At 43.8% G+C, this 16,430-nt stretch carries 13 protein-coding genes; 10 read left to right on the top strand and 3 right to left on the bottom strand.

Annotated elements, in window-relative coordinates; genetic code table 11:
- Nucleotides 1–38 precede the first annotated feature (38 nt).
- The 4 genes from bioB (at nt 39) to F993_RS15395 (ending at nt 4,789) form a co-directional block, all read left to right on the top strand.
- On the top strand, nt 39–1,031 hold the full coding sequence (bioB, locus tag F993_RS15410) for a biotin synthase BioB (protein WP_004652891.1): 993 nt from the start codon (nt 39–41) through the stop codon (nt 1,029–1,031).
- A gap of 23 nt (nt 1,032–1,054) precedes the next feature.
- Nucleotides 1,055–1,795 (top strand): SAM-dependent methyltransferase, encoded by a 741-nt coding sequence (locus tag F993_RS15405; RefSeq protein WP_004652892.1) that lies wholly within the window; start codon nt 1,055–1,057, stop codon nt 1,793–1,795.
- Between the two features lie 249 nt (nt 1,796–2,044).
- The gene (locus tag F993_RS15400; protein ID WP_004652893.1) at nt 2,045–3,331 is read left to right on the top strand and encodes a DcaP family trimeric outer membrane transporter; all 1,287 of its coding nucleotides are present in this window, start codon (nt 2,045–2,047) and stop codon (nt 3,329–3,331) included.
- A 90-nt stretch (nt 3,332–3,421) separates the two neighbouring features.
- Nucleotides 3,422–4,789 (top strand): MFS transporter, encoded by a 1,368-nt coding sequence (locus F993_RS15395; RefSeq protein ID WP_004652894.1) that lies wholly within the window; start codon nt 3,422–3,424, stop codon nt 4,787–4,789.
- Nucleotides 4,790–4,857: 68 nt separating this feature from the next.
- Here F993_RS15395 and F993_RS15390 read toward each other — a convergent pair whose 3' ends face one another.
- Nucleotides 4,858–5,778 carry a LysR family transcriptional regulator gene (locus F993_RS15390; protein WP_004652895.1) on the bottom strand — a complete coding sequence of 307 codons (921 nt, stop codon included), beginning with the start codon at nt 5,776–5,778 and terminating at the stop codon, nt 4,858–4,860.
- Nucleotides 5,779–5,874: 96 nt separating this feature from the next.
- Between F993_RS15390 and F993_RS15385 the strand changes: the two genes are divergently transcribed.
- The 3 genes from F993_RS15385 to F993_RS15375 all read left to right on the top strand — a co-directional run bounded on the left by F993_RS15385 (nt 5,875) and on the right by F993_RS15375 (nt 10,374).
- Nucleotides 5,875–7,257, top strand: a complete 1,383-nt coding sequence (locus F993_RS15385) for an omega-aminotransferase AptA (RefSeq protein ID WP_171065997.1) — start codon at nt 5,875–5,877, stop codon at nt 7,255–7,257.
- A 61-nt stretch (nt 7,258–7,318) separates the two neighbouring features.
- Nucleotides 7,319–8,881: a CoA-acylating methylmalonate-semialdehyde dehydrogenase gene (locus F993_RS15380; protein WP_004652897.1), complete on the top strand. Its 1,563-nt coding sequence runs from the start codon at nt 7,319–7,321 to the stop codon at nt 8,879–8,881.
- A 101-nt stretch (nt 8,882–8,982) separates the two neighbouring features.
- Nucleotides 8,983–10,374, top strand: coding sequence for an amino acid permease (locus F993_RS15375; RefSeq protein ID WP_004652898.1), 1,392 nt, complete (start codon nt 8,983–8,985; stop codon nt 10,372–10,374).
- Nucleotides 10,375–10,407: 33 nt separating this feature from the next.
- Here the strand turns inward: F993_RS15375 and F993_RS15370 are convergent, their stop codons facing one another.
- Nucleotides 10,408–11,268, bottom strand: a complete 861-nt coding sequence (locus F993_RS15370; protein ID WP_004652900.1) for an EamA family transporter — start codon at nt 11,266–11,268, stop codon at nt 10,408–10,410.
- 120 nt (nt 11,269–11,388) lie between these two features.
- Between F993_RS15370 and F993_RS15365 the strand changes: the two genes are divergently transcribed.
- Nucleotides 11,389–11,856 (top strand): Lrp/AsnC family transcriptional regulator, encoded by a 468-nt coding sequence (locus tag F993_RS15365; RefSeq protein ID WP_004652901.1) that lies wholly within the window; start codon nt 11,389–11,391, stop codon nt 11,854–11,856.
- 73 nt (nt 11,857–11,929) lie between these two features.
- Here F993_RS15365 and pdxR read toward each other — a convergent pair whose 3' ends face one another.
- Nucleotides 11,930–13,441 (bottom strand): MocR-like pyridoxine biosynthesis transcription factor PdxR, encoded by a 1,512-nt coding sequence (gene pdxR / locus F993_RS15360; protein WP_004652902.1) that lies wholly within the window; start codon nt 13,439–13,441, stop codon nt 11,930–11,932.
- A 161-nt stretch (nt 13,442–13,602) separates the two neighbouring features.
- Between pdxR and F993_RS15355 the strand changes: the two genes are divergently transcribed.
- Both F993_RS15355 and F993_RS15350 read left to right on the top strand, forming a co-directional pair.
- Nucleotides 13,603–14,913, top strand: a complete 1,311-nt coding sequence (locus tag F993_RS15355; RefSeq protein WP_004652903.1) for a 4-aminobutyrate--2-oxoglutarate transaminase — start codon at nt 13,603–13,605, stop codon at nt 14,911–14,913.
- Nucleotides 14,910–16,358: an NAD-dependent succinate-semialdehyde dehydrogenase gene (locus F993_RS15350; protein ID WP_004652904.1), complete on the top strand. Its 1,449-nt coding sequence runs from the start codon at nt 14,910–14,912 to the stop codon at nt 16,356–16,358. The genes F993_RS15355 and F993_RS15350 overlap by 4 nt, the downstream gene beginning before the upstream one ends.
- Nucleotides 16,359–16,430: the final 72 nt, after the last annotated feature.

Genomic DNA, 16,430 nt, shown 5'->3' on the forward strand with positions numbered 1-16,430 from the left:
GTGGTTGCTATCTAAACATAGGATGTCAGGATCAAGAGATGAAGATTAGAAATGATTGGTCACGTGCAGAAATACAGGCTTTATATGAGCAGCCATTGTTAGATTTGCTGTTTCAGGCACAGCAGTTGCACCGACAATATTTTGCTGCGAATCAGATTCAGGTCAGTACTTTGCTCTCTATTAAGACTGGCAAGTGCCCTGAAGATTGCAAGTATTGTTCGCAATCGGCGCGTTATGATTCAAAACTGGAAGTAGAAAAACGCATTGCCGTCGAGAAAGTCATTCAAGAGGCACAAAAATCCAAGGCTTCAGGCGCATCTCGTTTTTGTATGGGTGCCGCATGGCGCAATCTGCATGAGCGCGATATGCCTTATGTATTGGACATGGTGCGCGAGGTCAAAGCTTTAGGGCTGGAAACCTGTATGACCTTGGGCATGCTGAATGCTTCTCAGGCGGAGCGTTTAAAAGAGGCTGGTCTGGATTATTACAACCATAATCTGGATACTTCGCGGGAATATTATTCCCATATTATCAGCACCAGAACCTTTGATGATCGACTGGATACACTAGACCATGTTCGTCAGGCAGGGTTGAAAGTCTGTAGCGGTGGCATTGTCGGTTTGGGTGAAAGTCGAGAGGATCGAATTGGTCTTTTACATGAGTTAGCGACTTTGCCACTACATCCTGAGTCTGTACCGATCAATATGCTGGTGCCGATAGAAGGGACACCACTGGCTCAAGTAGAAAAACTGGATGTGATTGAATGGATTCGGACCATCGCAGTGGCACGATTAATCATGCCGAAAAGTTACATTCGACTCTCTGCAGGCCGTGAAGCATTAACCGATTCAGATCAAGCTCTGGTATTTATGGCAGGTGCCAATTCTATTTTTTCAGGTGAAAAACTGTTAACCACTGCCAATGCAGGTGAAAATCGTGACCAAGCTTTATTTCAAAAACTAGGTTTGAGTATTGAAGCGAGCAAACCTTCTATAAAGCAGTTATCAGTTGATGCGATGCTAACCGTCTAAGGCTTTTAAAAGTAGAGGATCGAATGGCGAAAGATTTTAACAGTCAAAAAGTAGTGGAACGCTATGACGATCATATTCGTCGTCTGATTCCAGGTTATGCGCTGATGCATCAACAAGTCGATGCGATTTTACAATCCGCTTTAAGTTCAGACGCACAGATTTTAATTGTCGGTTGCGGCACAGGCTATGAGCTTGAGTATCTACTGAACAGACATCCATCTTGGCGCTTTACGGCTGTTGATCCTTCTTTGAGTATGTTGCAGAAAGCACAAGCACTGATTCAGGCACTGGGTCAGTCCGAGCGGGTGCAATTTGTTCATGGCGAAACAGCAGCATTGCCTACACAGCCAAAATTCGATGCAGCGCTGTCGATATTGGTTGCGCATTTTGTGCCGCATGCGCTTAAACCGAGTTTCTTTGCTGAAATATCACAGCGATTAAAAGCGGATGGATTGCTCATAACCTACGACCTGATGGCTTGTGAAGATCCTCAACAATTGAAAGCGTTGCCATTGCTGTGTCAGAACAATGGTCTGAGTGCCGAGCAGAGCCAAGCCATGATGGAGCGTTTAGCACAAGACTTTTTCACACTCTCTTTTGACGCTTATCAGCAACTACTTTGCAGTACTGGTTTTGAAAAGGTGCATTGCTTTAGCCAAGTTTTAACTTATCAAGGACTGATTGCCCAGAAACAACAGGAGGATATCTTGACCTCGGAACTTTCTGGAAAGGTCGTTTTCACTCAACAAGGAGTTCAACATTAGAACAGCAACTTAATTTTTAACTTCTAACCGATGTTTTTGACAGTGGCTGCAATTGCCGCTGCAAGTTTCTGTTGTCTTTAAAAAAGTGGCTATTCACTTATTTAGGAGGTGAAATTTCAATAAATCAATGGGTTGAAATTTTTAGAATAAGAAATGTGATGTGGTACATCTGTACGACAAAGGAAAAACACAAACAAAGAATGATCTTAAAACGGGTTTTAAGATCAGCCGAAAAGGAAATTGATTTTAATGAAAAAGTTTATTTTAACGGTACAAAAAAGCATATTGGCAACGGCAGTTTTAACGGCTATGTCCTCTGCTTATTCGGGAACTGAAAGTGCTGAAATTGCACAACTCAGACAAGAAGTCCAAGAGTTGCGCGCCATGCTGCAACAGTATGTAAAACAACCTGCTCAGACACAATCGACAGCTCAAGTTGCCGTAGCTACTGCGCCACAGGCGACTGAAACACCAGCTCCAAAACTGAATATCAGCAAAGGCGGGGCAGAAGTCAATTTATATGGTTATATCCGTGCTGATGCTTCTTATCAGGCCAAAGGTGCATCGACCATGTATAACAATATCAGTGGCGTACCACTGGAACATACTGCCGAGGAAGCCCAACAAAAAGATCGTTTGCATTCAACCGTCAACGTCACCCGTTTGGGTTTGAATTTTAAAACACCGACAGCCGCGGGTGATGTTGGAGGCAAGCTGGAAATGGACTTTTTTGGTGGTAGCACACGCGATCAATTCCGTATTCGTCATGCCTATTTAACCTTCGATAAATGGTTGATTGGTCAGACGTGGTCAACCTTTATTGCGCCTGAATATTATCCAGAAACCATTGATGCGGGAACTTATGTTGGTGGGGCATTACAACGTTCACCTTTGGTACGTTATAGCGATAATTTATCAGCCAATACCAGTTTTGCTGTCGCGATTGAAGACCCTAAATATACCGCAACTTCCGACCCTGATAATGAAATGCGATTGCCTGCTTTAGTTGGGCGGTTGAACCATAAATTTGCCAATGGTTCACTGTTGTCAGGTCGTACTTTTATGGCCGAGAAAAAGACCAGTAATGATGAGGAATGGGCATGGGGTGTAGGGCTCGGTGGTAAATATCAGCTGACACCAGAAACCTTCTTAAAAGCGGATTATTACCATGTCAAAGGTGATGGCCGCTTCCTACTTTGGACCAATAACAGCTATGTGATTGATGATAAAAATCATATTCAGAGCAATGAATTCGATACCATTTCAGCAGGTTTAACCCATCAATTTAATTCGAAGCTTCGCTCAACCTTGGGTTATGGCTATATGAAAGCCAAGGATGACAATACTTTCGCTGAAATTCAAAAAAATAATGCAACTCAAAACAAGGAACTTTGGCAGGGCTGGATCAATGCCATGTACAACCCATATAAACCGATTACCTTGGGCGTGGAATATGTCTATGGCGAGCGAGAGACCTTCGATGGCCGTAACGGGATCGATAACCGCTTCAATATGATGGCGAGTTACGATTTTTAATCAAGACCTTGAATAATCTGTTTTTTCTTTAGGGTGCAGTATGTCGTTTTAAAAATGAACAAGAATTTATCTCATAGAGGAGATGATTAAATGGCAACATCGACGTTGAATGTCAATGCAATTATTGACCAAGCAAAATTTACCCCTTTTCACTGGAGCATTTTGCTTTGGTGCTTATTGATTATTATTTTTGACGGTTATGACCTGGTTATTTATGGTGTGGTTTTGCCTGTACTGATGCAGGAATGGTCACTCACCGCGGTGCAGGCGGGTATGTTAGCCAGTACCGCTTTATGTGGCATGATGTTCGGTGCCATGCTATTCGGGGCTTTGGCAGATAGAATCGGTCGCAAAAATGTGATCTTGATTTGTGTGACCTTTTTTAGTGGTTTTACCTTTTGGGGGGCATTTGCATCGACGCCTTTTGAGTTTGGTATTTTAAGATTTTTAGCCGGTTTAGGCATTGGCGGGGTGATGCCGAATCTGGTGGCGTTAACCTCTGAATACGCACCGAAACGGATACGTAGTACCTTGGTCGGGAGCATGTTTAGTGGCTATGCGATTGGTGGAATTATTTCGGCATTGTTAGGCAGTTATTTAGTTGAAAGCCAAGGCTGGCAAATTATGTTCTTGATTGCTGGTATTCCATTATTGCTGTTACCCATTCTATGGAAGTTCTTACCTGAGTCACTAACCTTTTTAGTGAAAAGCGGTAAGACTGAACAAGCCCATGCCATCATTCAAAAAATTGCACCGGAACAGGCATTAAACAGTGAGACACGTTTATGCTTGAATGAGGATCATCTGGATACAGGCAGTTCTGCCAAAGCTTTATTTCAACATGGACGTGCTCTAAGTACCTTAATGTTCTGGTTGTTATTTTTTATGTGCTTGCTGATGGTCTATGCATTGAGTAGTTGGTTGCCAAAACTGATGCTGGCAGCAGGTTATTCATTGGGTAAAAGTATTTTATTCCTGCTGGCGTTGAATGTCGGGGCCATGCTTGGGGCAATTTTTGGTGGGATACTTTCAGATAAATTCCACTTAAAGCCTGTGATTTTAACCATGTTTGTAGCAGGGGTCTTTGCCTTGGTCGGACTCGGTTATAACTCTCCAGCCTATATACTATATGGTTTGGTGACGATTGCGGGTGCTGCAACCATTGGTACGTCCATCTTACTTTATAGTTATGTAGCACAATACTATCCATTGAGTGTACGCTCGACAGGAATTGGTTGTGCGTCTGCAGTTGGGCGAATTGGTGCTATCGTCGGGCCAATTCTAACAGGGATGCTGCTGACCTTAGGTCTACCGCATAAGATGAACTTTGTGATGATTGCTATCCCTGCGATTATTGCAATTTTTGCGGTGCTGGTGCTGAAACGGCATGAGTCAGACAGTGGGAGTAAAAGCACAGTCAATCCAGTGACAAACATCGCTGAAACAGGTGAAGCATAGCAGTGCATCATGGGTGATAAAACAAAGTCGATGAGCCCAACGCATCGACTTTTTTATTCTAGTCTGAGTTAAGCCAGCGGCATGATTCTGGTTTTTAGGATCTCCATAAAGGTTTTTAAAATCATATTGTAGTTTTTGCCTTTATGGGTGATGAGACAGATCGGGGTACTGTAATACATCACGTCCTGCAAAATAGGCTGCATGAAACCATCTTGCACCCATTTCCTTGCATAATGATCGGGTAAAAAACCGAGAAACTTACCTGTTAAGATCAGAAAGGCGATACCTTCACGGTCACTGGCTGTGGCCGAGCAATCCAGAAGTTGGTGTAATTTTGTTGCCTCTGCTGTCGTTGCATAATTGGGCAATACCGCATGCCACTGTTTTAAGTCCGCTGTTTGTATGTCACCTAAATGTTGAAACAGCGGGTGATTTCTACCGCAGTAAAGCAAAGACTTTTCGCTATATAAATCAAAATAATCTAAGCCAGACAATGGGGTGACTAGGGGGATGGCACCTGCATGTAAGCGATTGTCTAAAACACGACATTCAATATCGGACAAGGTACTCATACTGATGTTAATCAACACTTCTGGATTTTCATCAGCCAATAGCGCAAGGGTATTGGTGATATAGGCGCTGGGCATGGTGACTAAGTTATTAATAATCCCAATATTAAATTCACCTTTGAGCTGATTATGCATTTGATTGATTTTGGCTCGAAAGTCTTCAATCGAAGCATTCAACACTTCAATATATTCCAGAATTTCACGGCCTTCATCAGTCAGGGCAAAGCCCGCTCGACCACGCTGACACAGTCGAATACCGAGCCGATTTTCCAGATCACTCATATGCAGACTAATCGCAGAACGACTAATTCCAAGCAGACTTTCAGCAGCGCTAAAGCTGTGGCAATCACACACCGTTTTAAATATTTTGAGTAGTTTTATATCAAAATCAGTCACTTGATTTAATTTTTTCGGTTTCATTTAGTTTTGCTTTTTTATATCTAAACTCAAGACAATTTGAATTTATCAAAACTATAACGCGCTGTACACTCCAAACATAAGCCCAAAACAAGAAGAGTGATTATGTTTGATATCGATACCACAAATGACCGTGATGATGCATTGGAAGCCAGTCCGTCAGAAGTGCCTATGCGCTTAAATTACCAAGCACATTGGATGCCTTTTACCGCCAATCGTAACTTTCATCAAGATCCACGCATCATCGTGGCTGCCAAAGGTTCGTCTTTGATTGACAGTACAGGACGTGAGATTTATGACTCATTGTCAGGTTTGTGGACCTGCGGTGCGGGGCATAGCTTGCCTGAAATCCAGCAAGCGGTAACCCGTCAATTGGCAAAACTGGATTATTCACCTGCATTCCAATTTGGACATCCATTATCTTTTCAATTGGCTGAAAAAATTGTGCAGCACATGCCTGAAAATCTACAGCATGTATTTTTTACCGATTCTGGTTCTGAGTCAGCAGATACCGCGATCAAAATGGCAAGAGCTTATTGGCGGATTAAAGGTCAACCGAGCAAAACCAAGTTGATTGGACGGGCACGTGGCTACCATGGAGTCAACGTGGCAGGCACCAGTCTGGGCGGTATTGGTGGCAATCGTAAAATGTTTGGTCAATTGATGGATGTAGATCATTTACCGCATACCTTGCAACCGCATCTGAGTTTTACTAAAGGTTGTGCCGAAACGGGTGGAATTGAGCTGGCTGATGAAATGCTCAAGCTGATTGAGCTACATGATGCATCCAATATTGCAGCAGTGATTGTTGAACCTGTTTCGGGTTCGGCAGGTTGTATTGTGCCACCGACAGGTTATTTAAAACGTCTCAGAGAAATCTGTGATCAACACAATATCCTGCTGATCTTTGATGAGGTGATTACGGGCTTTGGGCGCATGGGCACATGGACAGCGGCTGAGTATTTCGATGTAACGCCTGATCTGCTGACCTTCGCCAAACAAATTACCAATGGCGCCATTCCATTAGGCGGCGTTGTCGCAAGCCGTGAAATCTATGATGCCTTTATGCAACAAGACTTGCCTGAACATGCGGTTGAATTTACCCATGGTTATACCTATTCAGGGCATCCCGTTGCCTGCGCCGCGGCTTTAGCCACTTTAGATGTACTGGAAAATCAAAACCTGATCACTCAATCAGCGGCTTTGGCGCCAAGTTTTGAAAAACTGATACATGAATTAAAAGGTGCACCGAATGTGATTGATATTCGCAATTGCGGTTTGATTGGGGCGTTACAGCTTGCGCCACGAGATGGCGATCCCACCATTCGTGGTTTTGAAATCGGTATGAAGCTATGGAAAGCCGGTTTCTATGTGCGTTTTGGTGGAGACACTATTCAGTTTGGTCCAATGTTTAACAGCACTGAAACGCAATTATCACGCTTGATCAATGCTGTGGGTGAAACCCTTTATCAAGTGAAATAAAGCTTAGCTGAGTACCTGCCAAAAGCAAATGGAAAATAAGATACAGAGACAAGGAATACAGATGAATAATTTAGAAGATTTTAATGCCAATGCGTTCAGCAATACGGATTCGGCTCAAGCATCAACCCCTCAATTGATTGGGCATTTTATTCAAGGTGGTTTGGTCACCAAATCCAGTAGAAAACAAGCGGTTTATAATCCGGCAACCGGTGAGATTAGCAAAGAAGTTGCATTGGCGGATACAGCGCTAGTGAATCAGGTGGTGCAGATTGCAGAGCAGGCTTTCCCTGCCTGGCGCGATACACCAGTGATCAAACGGGCGCGGGTGATGTTTAAGTTCAAACAATTGCTTGAAGAGAATGCTGAAACCCTGTGCGAATTGATTGGGCAGGAGCATGGCAAGATTTGTCATGATGCCAAAGGTGAATTGCAGCGTGGCATTGAAAATGTGGAATATGCCTGTGGAGCACCAGAGTTTTTAAAAGGCGAGTATTCTAAAAATGTTGGTCCAGATATCGATTCTTGGAGTGAGTTTCAACCTTTAGGTGTGGTTGCTGGAATAACGCCATTTAACTTCCCTGCAATGGTGCCGTTGTGGATGTTTCCGATGGCGATTGTATGTGGCAATTGCTTTATTTTAAAACCCTCTGAAAAGGCTCCTTCAGCCGCACTCTATTTGGCTGAATTACTTAAACTGGCGGGCTTGCCAGATGGCGTGTTTAATGTGGTCAATGGCGATAAAGAAGCCGTCGATGTTTTACTGCATCATCCCAAAATTCAAGCGATTAGTTTTGTGGGGTCAACGCCAATCGCAGAATATATTTATCGAACAGCGACCTCGACAGGAAAACGCTGTCAGGCCTTAGGTGGTGCAAAAAACCACGCCATCATTATGCCAGATGCCGATATTGATAATGTAGTGACCTCTTTACTGGGTGCAGCCTTTGGTTCATCGGGTGAGCGTTGCATGGCCTTGTCTGTTGCGGTGGCCATTGGCGATGAAGTTGCCGATGTGGTGATTGCCAAGCTTAAACAAGAGATGCAGCAATTGAAGTTTGGTCATTATGCCGATGCCAGTAATGACTTTGGACCGCTCATTTCGCAAGCACATAAACAGAAGGTACAAGCATATATCCAAAGCGCCGAGCAACAAGGTGCTAAAATTGTGGTGGATGGACGTGACGCCAAACCCGTCGGTTATGAACATGGATTCTTTGTCGGGCCAACCTTGATTGATCAAATTTCAGCAGAGATGACCAGTTATCAACAAGAAATTTTTGGGCCAGTATTACAGGTGATTCGTGTCGAGACCATGCAAGAAGCCATGCAGTTGATCAATGACCATGAATATGGCAATGGCACCTGTATTTATACCCGCGATGGCGAAGCGGCGCGTTATTTTAGCAATAACATCCAAGTGGGCATGGTTGGGGTGAATGTGCCTTTACCAGTCCCTGTTGCCTATCACAGTTTTGGCGGCTGGAAGCGTTCACTGTTTGGTGATTTATATGCCTATGGGCCAGATGGCGTGCGTTTTTATACCCGTCGTAAAACCATCACCCAACGTTGGCCATCTGCACAAATTCGTGAGGCGAAACAATTTGCCATGCCAACTTTAAATTAATTTTTGCTCGAGGGGAGACCGTAGGTTTTCCCTTTTTATTTTTATAGGAATTTAAACATGTAATTAACGGTTTTTTGATACGTATTTTTAAGGAATAAAATATGAATAGTGCAAAAACAACAAAATTAGGTGAAGGACTTTCGAACCGCCATGTCACCATGATCAGTATTGGTGGTGTCATTGGTGCAGGTTTATTTGTCGGTTCATCCGCTGCAATTGCCAAAGCAGGCCCCGCTGCTGTACTGGCTTATATTATTACCAGTATTCTGGTTTTTTTAGTCATGCGTATGCTCGGTGAAATGGCCGTTGCACAGCCTGACACAGGTTCATTTTCAACTTATGCCCGTAAAGCAATTGGCCCTTGGGCAGGTTTTAGTGTGGGCTGGCTGTATTGGTGGTTCTGGGTTTTGGTGATTCCAATTGAAGCCATTGCAGGTGCCGAAATTCTGCATGCTTGGTTTCCGCAGGTATCCAGTGCCATTTACGCCTTTGCATTTATTATCTTACTCAGTTTGGCAAACTTCTTTAGTACCAAAAGTTTTGGCGAGTTTGAGTTTTGGTTTGCGCTGATTAAAGTGATTGCGATTCTCGTATTTATTGTGATTGGTGCATCTGCCGTGTTTGGACTGTGGCCTTTAGCCAAAGATGTCAGCGGTGTAGGCAATCTCTTTTCCAATGGCGGCTTTATGCCACATGGCATGGGCGGTGTGCTATCTGCGATTTTGATCTCGGCATTTTCCTTCTTTGGGATTGAAATTCTTTCGATTGCTGCGGCAGAATCTAAAAATCCTGAAGAAAAAATCAAACGAGCGACTAATTTAGTCCTGTATCGGATTATCTTATTCTTTGTTGTTTCAATTTTCCTGGCAGTTGCCTTGGTCGATTGGCGTTCACCCGACTTACAAAAATTGGGCACCTTTCAGTATGTTTTGGTCAGTCTGAATATTCCTCAAACCAAGTTAATTATGGACACTGTGGTATTTATTGCAGTGGCGAGTTGTATGAATGCGGCTGTCTATACCTCTTCACGCATGCTATTTGCTTTAGGTGCCCGTCAAGAAGCACCCAAAATGGTCACCAAAATTAATGCAGCAGGTGTGCCAACCATCGCAGTATTTGCATCGACATTGATTGGATTAATTTGTTGTGCGGTGAATTATTTATTTCCCGGACAAGTATTTGGATTTCTATTGTCAACCACGGGTTCGATTGCATTGGTGGTTTACTTGGTGATTGCGGTGTCACAGCTCCGTTTGCGCACCCAATTAGACAAAGTTGGGGCTGCTGTGCCTTTTAAAATGTGGTTATTTCCATGGCTGACTTGGTTTGTGATTGTGGTGATTATGAGCGTACTGGGTTATATGTTCCTATCACCTCAATATAGCTATGAAACGACTTTGTCTTTGAGTGTAACCTTTATTGTCGTGATCTGTGGACTGATCGTGACCCGAAAGAAGAAAAGTAGTCGAGCAGTTGCACTACATCTAGACTGATCCAACATCATAATAAGGTCTATGCTTTAAAGTTTAGGCCTTATTATTTTTATAGGAGAAATAGGAGCAACCTGCACACGAGAGCATGATGATGGTAATGCCCGTGATTTGATACAGGTTGAGATGTTCATTTAAGATCAGCCAACCTGCAAGGGCACTGACCGCAGGAGAGGCACTCAGTAAAATTCCAAATACTTTTGGTTCGAGCTTTTTCATTGCAAAGATATCCAGCAAGAACGGAATGGTACTAGAAAGCAGCGACACTAAAACACAGAGCAGTAAAATCCAATAAGAATGAAACAGCTGATTCAGATCAGATATGCCAAACGGTAGCGCAAATAGAGTTGCCACCAACATACCAATCGCCACCGTATTGCTGCCGCCTTTTGCGACTTTGGTGCCGTAAATAATATACATGCCCCAACAAAATGCTGCGGCAAGCGCATAAAACATGCCGATATAACTGAAATTTTGATTGGCACTACCTAAAGGTAATAACATCAGACCCATAAACGACAAAGCACCCCATATTAAATCCTGTTTCTGTTTTGACATGACAATGGCAACGGTGAGTGGGCCCAAGACTTCAATTGAAATGGCAATACCAATCGACAAATGGGAAAAAGCCTTATAGATCAGAAGATTCATTAAACTCAGAATCAGTCCATAAATAATCAGATTTTTCCATTCCATTCGGGGATGAAAGCTACGCCAAGGTTTGAAAATTATCCAGAGTAATAGGGCTGAGAAACTTAAGCGAATCAGCGCAACCCCTTCAGCACCAAAGATGGGGAATAGGGTTTTCGCAATCGCAGCCCCAATTTGTACCGAGGCAAGTGATAGACATGCTGCCGCTAAGGCAAATTCTTGTTTATTTGGAGCAGAAGCACGCATGTCGATGACCTTTAAGTTGATCATGAGATTTTAGTTCTTGAAGGATGATTAAATTGCGCTTATTGATTGAAGTCTGTGAGTTATTCACTCTATTATTCATAAAATATGAGGAATTAATTCATGGCAGAACTTTCACTCGATCATTTTGATTATGCAATTTTAAGAATATTGCAGCAGGACAATAAAAGCTCACATCGGCAGATTTCGGAACAGATTGGTTTATCTCAGGCATCGGTACAACGGCGTATCGTTAGAATGGAACAGGAAGCGATCATTGAAAAAAATTGTGCGGTACTGAATCCAAAGCGATTTGGCGAGAAAGTCACATCCATTATCGAGGTCCGTTTAAGCGAAGATCGTTCAGTGGTGATGGATCGGGCGAAGCAATACTTTGCTGCGGTGGATGAGATTCAGCAATGCTATTTCGTCAATGGTGGAGTGTCTTTTATCATGATTATGATCTCCAATAACCTATCTCACTTTGAAGCTTTGGTGAGAAAACATTTTGCCGATAATCAGGATGTAAAAACCTATCGGACTTTGATTGTTTTAGATCGGGTTAAAGTCAGTTTAGATTTGTGTTTCTAGGCTGAGTTGGTGAGTGATCGCCATTAGATTGCGTTTTGGAAAATATAATGTCTCAACTCAGCAGGTTTTTATTTTATGAACGGTTCTGTGGGGACAACTCAATACCATTTTCAATCAAGCATTGACGTAAGATACTAAAGGCAAAGGTCATATCTTGCTCCTGCACACAGGCAAATCCAAGCAATAAACCTGATTGAATTGGCGTATCCATACCTGAATAATATTGTGACAATGGGCGAACATTGACCCCGCGCGAAAGTGCCAGTGCAGATACTTCAACATCATTGGCATGATCGGGCAATTTGAGTACCAAATGCAGACCTGCATCATGATTAAATTCGTGTACAAACACATCGCCCAGATAACGGTGAATCAGTTCAATCAGAAATTTCCGTCTTTTGCTATACAGCAGGCGCATCCGGCGGATATGGGCTGCATAATGTCCTTCACGAATAAATTCTGCCAAGGCACGTTGAGTGAGTAAGTGACCGCCTCGATACAGTTCTGCCGAAATCGTTCGTAAGGGCTGTACCAACTGTTTTGGAACCACCATATAGCCAATGCGCAAGGCGGGATAAATGGTTTTACTAAAGGTTCCAATATAAATAACCGGTGGATTTTCTTCCAAACCCTGTAATGAAGGATAAGGCTGACCTGAAAAACGGAACTCACTGTCGTAGTCATCTTCAATAATCCAGCTGCCATGCTGTTTAGCCAAATCCAGCAATTTTCTGCGTCGAGGTAAACTGAGATGAGAACCTAAAGGATATTGATGCGAGGGTGTGACGAAGATCAGGCGAGGAGGAGTAGAAGGGTGTTCTTCTGGAATAATACCTTCGGCATCGACAGGCATCGGAATAATATTTAAGCCATTGATACGAAGAATATTCTTGGCACCCCAATAGCCCGGATTTTCAATCCAGACATGATCATTTAAATCACATAAAGCCCGTGACACCAAATCAACCGCCTGATGGATGCCTTCGGTAATAATAATCTGGTCTGTTTCACAATTGACTGAACGGGCAATGCGCAAATAGTCGGCCAAGGCATGGCGTAATTCTGTACATCCTCCTGCATTGCTGTAGATCAAATTGGCAATTTCAGGCTGGCGACTCAGACGCGATTTGATCCGATTAAATTCGGCATGCGGAAATTCAGTGACATCAGGTGCACCAGGCACAAAGGCACCCCACTGATACGGGGAGGCAGCGGCATGTTCAAGCAAACTTGCCCCACGATGCGAAAGCGTGCGTGTTGTATCTTCTTCGGGTGCAGCAGCATAGCTTGGTGCTGTACTGACCTGAATATAGCTGTCAGGTAGCGTTTCTGATACCCAAGTACCTCGACCCGTATGCGCTTGAATATAACCTTCAGCACGTAATTGCTCATAGGCATTGAGTACGGTATTACGGGAAACGTGCAGTTCATTGGCTAAATCACGTGATGCAGGAAGACGAGTATTGGGTGCAAGAATGCCTTCCAAAATGGCATCTCTTAAACAATGAAAAACCCGAGCGGGTAAGGTCCCTTCACTGGCCTGTTGTAAATGCTGTAACAGGTAGTCTCCTAACAGGGTACGCAATTGGCTCTCTCCTTTAGTCCAAAAGTGGCTCTCGTCTATTCCTTATAAAAGGTACACATTAAGTACCCAAAGTGCATTTTAACCTTGCTTTTGCAATATGTTGTCATGAAGCAATTTAAATGCCCAAAAAGATTATTTTTTTGTCGTACAGAGGTAACAAAATGGATGCAAAGCATATTGCAATAAATGCTCGTAAACAGCAAGCAACTCCACGCGGTGTCGGAGTGATGTGCCAATGGTATGCCGAACGTGCGAGCAATGCGACTTTGTGGGATACGGAAGGAAACGAATATATTGATTTTGCAGGTGGAATTGCGGTTTTAAATACGGGACATCGTCATCCAAAAGTCATCGCAGCAGTTGCTGAACAACTGAATAAATTTACCCATACGGCGTATCAAATTGTACCGTATGAAAGCTATGTGTCCTTAGCCGAGCGGATCAATGATCGTGCACCGATTGAAGGTGCTGCGAAAACAGCATTTTTTACCACAGGTGCAGAAGCCGTTGAGAATGCAGTGAAGATTGCACGTGCTGCAACGGGTCGTCATGGCATTATCACCTTTGGTGGCGGTTTCCACGGTCGTACTTTTATGACCATGGCCATGACAGGCAAAACAGCACCTTATAAACGTGACTTTGGTGTGATGACCGCAGGCGTATTCCATGCCCGTTATCCAGTGGCATCTAAAGGAATCTCTGTGAAGGATGCTTTGATTAGTCTGGAAGAAATTTTTAGTGAAGATATTGCAGCGCATGATGTAGCTGCAATTGTGCTAGAGCCTGTACAAGGTGAAGGCGGATTTAATGTTGCACCGGTTGAGTTTATGCAACAGCTGCGCAAGATTTGTGATGAGCACGGCATTCTTTTAATTGCAGATGAAGTCCAAACCGGTTTTGCCCGCACTGGCCAATTGTTTGCGATGCAACATTATCCAGTCAAAGCAGATTTGATTACCATGGCAAAAAGCTTGGGTGGTGGTTTTCCACTGTCGGGTGTGGTTGGTCGTGCTGAGGTGATGGATGCACCGAATCCAGGCGGTTTAGGCGGCACTTATGCGGGTAATCCGCTTGCGATTGCTGCGGCGAATGCCGTGATTGATGTGATTGAAGATGAACAGCTGTGTCAGCGGGCTAATACGCTGGGTGACGAGTTAGTGAGTATGCTCAAAGCGGCACAAAAGTATTCAAACGATATTATTGATATTCGTGCATTGGGTTCAATGGTGGCGGTTGAGTTTGGTGATCATGTCACGGGTCAACAGAAACCAGAAGTGGCGAAAGCCATTCAGCAATATGCGATGGATCAGGGCTTATTGCTTTTAACCTGTGGTAAGCATGGTAATGTGATTCGTTTCTTATACCCATTGACGATTCCTGTGGTTCAGTTCAATCAGGCACTGGTGATTATTCAAGATGCAATTGCAGCGCAACAGCCTGCACTACAAAAGCTCGCAGGAGCTGAAGCATGATTGATCTTGAATTACAGACTTTACTAAAGCATCCAGATATTTGTTTTGATGCAGCTCCAGCCGACGACTATTTTGTGGTGGATGATGCAGCGACAGGACAGGCTTTGGCTTGGGTCAAAGCATCTGACCAAGCCGAAGTTGAAGCCGCGATTGCGCGTTCAGCCATCGCTCAGGCTCAATGGCAGCAGCAAACTGCTTTGGTACGTGCTGATATTTTACTGGCGTGGTATCAGTTGATTTTGCAACAACGTGAAGCTTTGGCGCAAATCTTAACCGCAGAACAAGGAAAATCACTGGCAGAAGCACGTGGAGAAATTGCTTATGCAGCCTCGTTCATCCGTTGGTTTGCAGAACAGGCGCGTCGTGTCGATGGTTCCGTGTTAACACCTGTTCAATCGCAACAGCGTTTGATTGTACTTAAGCAAGCAATTGGGGTTACCGCAGCGATTACGCCATGGAATTTCCCAGCAGCGATGATCACCCGAAAAATTGCACCTGCTTTGGCTGCGGGGTGTTCGATGTTGGTCAAACCAGCGGAACAGACCCCATTAACCGCTTATGCCTTAGCGGTACTGGCAGAGCAGGCAGGTTTACCTGCTGATCTATTTATTTTGATCAGTGGTGATGCGGTAGCTGTCGGACAAACTTTATGTGCAAGTGATACGGTGCGTAAACTCAGCTTTACCGGTTCAACCGATGTTGGTCGTATTCTGATGAAACAATGTGCGCCAACCATCAAAAAGCTTTCTTTAGAGCTAGGTGGCAATGCACCTGTGATTATTTTTGATGATGCAGATGTTGAGCGCGCGGTACAGGGCATTATGGTCAGTAAGTTCCGTAACAGTGGACAAACCTGTGTCTGTGCCAACCGGATCTATGTTCAGGCCGGGATTTATGATGCGATTTGTGAGCGCTTAAAAATCGCCGTTGAACAGCAACTTCGTGTCGGTGATGGACGTGATGAAGGGGTAACACAGGGGCCATTGATTGACCAAGATGCAGTTGAAAAAGTGCAATCGCATATTGCCGATGCGGTCAGTCAAGGTGCTTCGATTGTTGTCGGTGGTCAACCACATGCATTAGGGAAGACTTTCTTTGAACCGACCATCCTAAGAGATGTCACTCAACAGATGAAAGTTGCCAAAGAAGAAACCTTTGGTCCATTAGCGCCATTATTTCGTTTCAATGATGAAGCTGAAGCGGTTGCGATGGCCAACGATACGGAGTTTGGCTTGGCGAGTTATATTTTTACCAAAGACATGGCACGCCAATGGCGTGTAGGCGAAGCACTGCAATATGGTATGGTCGGTGTGAATACAGGACTGATTTCCAATGAGGTCGCACCTTTTGGTGGAATTAAACAGTCTGGTTTAGGTCGTGAAGGTTCGCAATTTGGAATTGAGGAATATCTGGAACTGAAATATATGTGTGTCGATATTTCTTGATTTAAAACGGTTGATGGTCTGAACGAGCGTACTCCTTTCTTCAGATCTTTTTATCCATTCAAGCACTTCAAA

The sequence above is a fragment of the Acinetobacter proteolyticus genome, assembly GCF_000367945.1.
Taxonomy (GTDB): Bacteria; Pseudomonadota; Gammaproteobacteria; order Pseudomonadales; family Moraxellaceae; genus Acinetobacter; species Acinetobacter proteolyticus.

Excerpts from the sequence above, each read along its gene's own strand:
- F993_RS15370 (WP_004652900.1), bottom strand. The coding sequence starts at position 11,268 with ATGCGTGCTTCTGCTCCAAATAAACAAGAATTTGCCTTAGCGGCAGCA.
- bioB (WP_004652891.1), top strand. The coding sequence starts at position 39 with ATGAAGATTAGAAATGATTGGTCACGTGCAGAAATACAGGCTTTATAT.
- F993_RS15395 (WP_004652894.1), top strand. The coding sequence starts at position 3,422 with ATGGCAACATCGACGTTGAATGTCAATGCAATTATTGACCAAGCAAAA.
- F993_RS15380 (WP_004652897.1), top strand. The coding sequence starts at position 7,319 with ATGAATAATTTAGAAGATTTTAATGCCAATGCGTTCAGCAATACGGAT.
- F993_RS15350 (WP_004652904.1), top strand. The coding sequence starts at position 14,910 with ATGATTGATCTTGAATTACAGACTTTACTAAAGCATCCAGATATTTGT.
- F993_RS15405 (WP_004652892.1), top strand. The coding sequence starts at position 1,055 with ATGGCGAAAGATTTTAACAGTCAAAAAGTAGTGGAACGCTATGACGAT.
- F993_RS15365 (WP_004652901.1), top strand. The coding sequence starts at position 11,389 with ATGGCAGAACTTTCACTCGATCATTTTGATTATGCAATTTTAAGAATA.
- F993_RS15390 (WP_004652895.1), bottom strand. The coding sequence starts at position 5,778 with ATGAAACCGAAAAAATTAAATCAAGTGACTGATTTTGATATAAAACTA.
- F993_RS15375 (WP_004652898.1), top strand. The coding sequence starts at position 8,983 with ATGAATAGTGCAAAAACAACAAAATTAGGTGAAGGACTTTCGAACCGC.
- F993_RS15355 (WP_004652903.1), top strand. The coding sequence starts at position 13,603 with ATGGATGCAAAGCATATTGCAATAAATGCTCGTAAACAGCAAGCAACT.
- F993_RS15400 (WP_004652893.1), top strand. The coding sequence starts at position 2,045 with ATGAAAAAGTTTATTTTAACGGTACAAAAAAGCATATTGGCAACGGCA.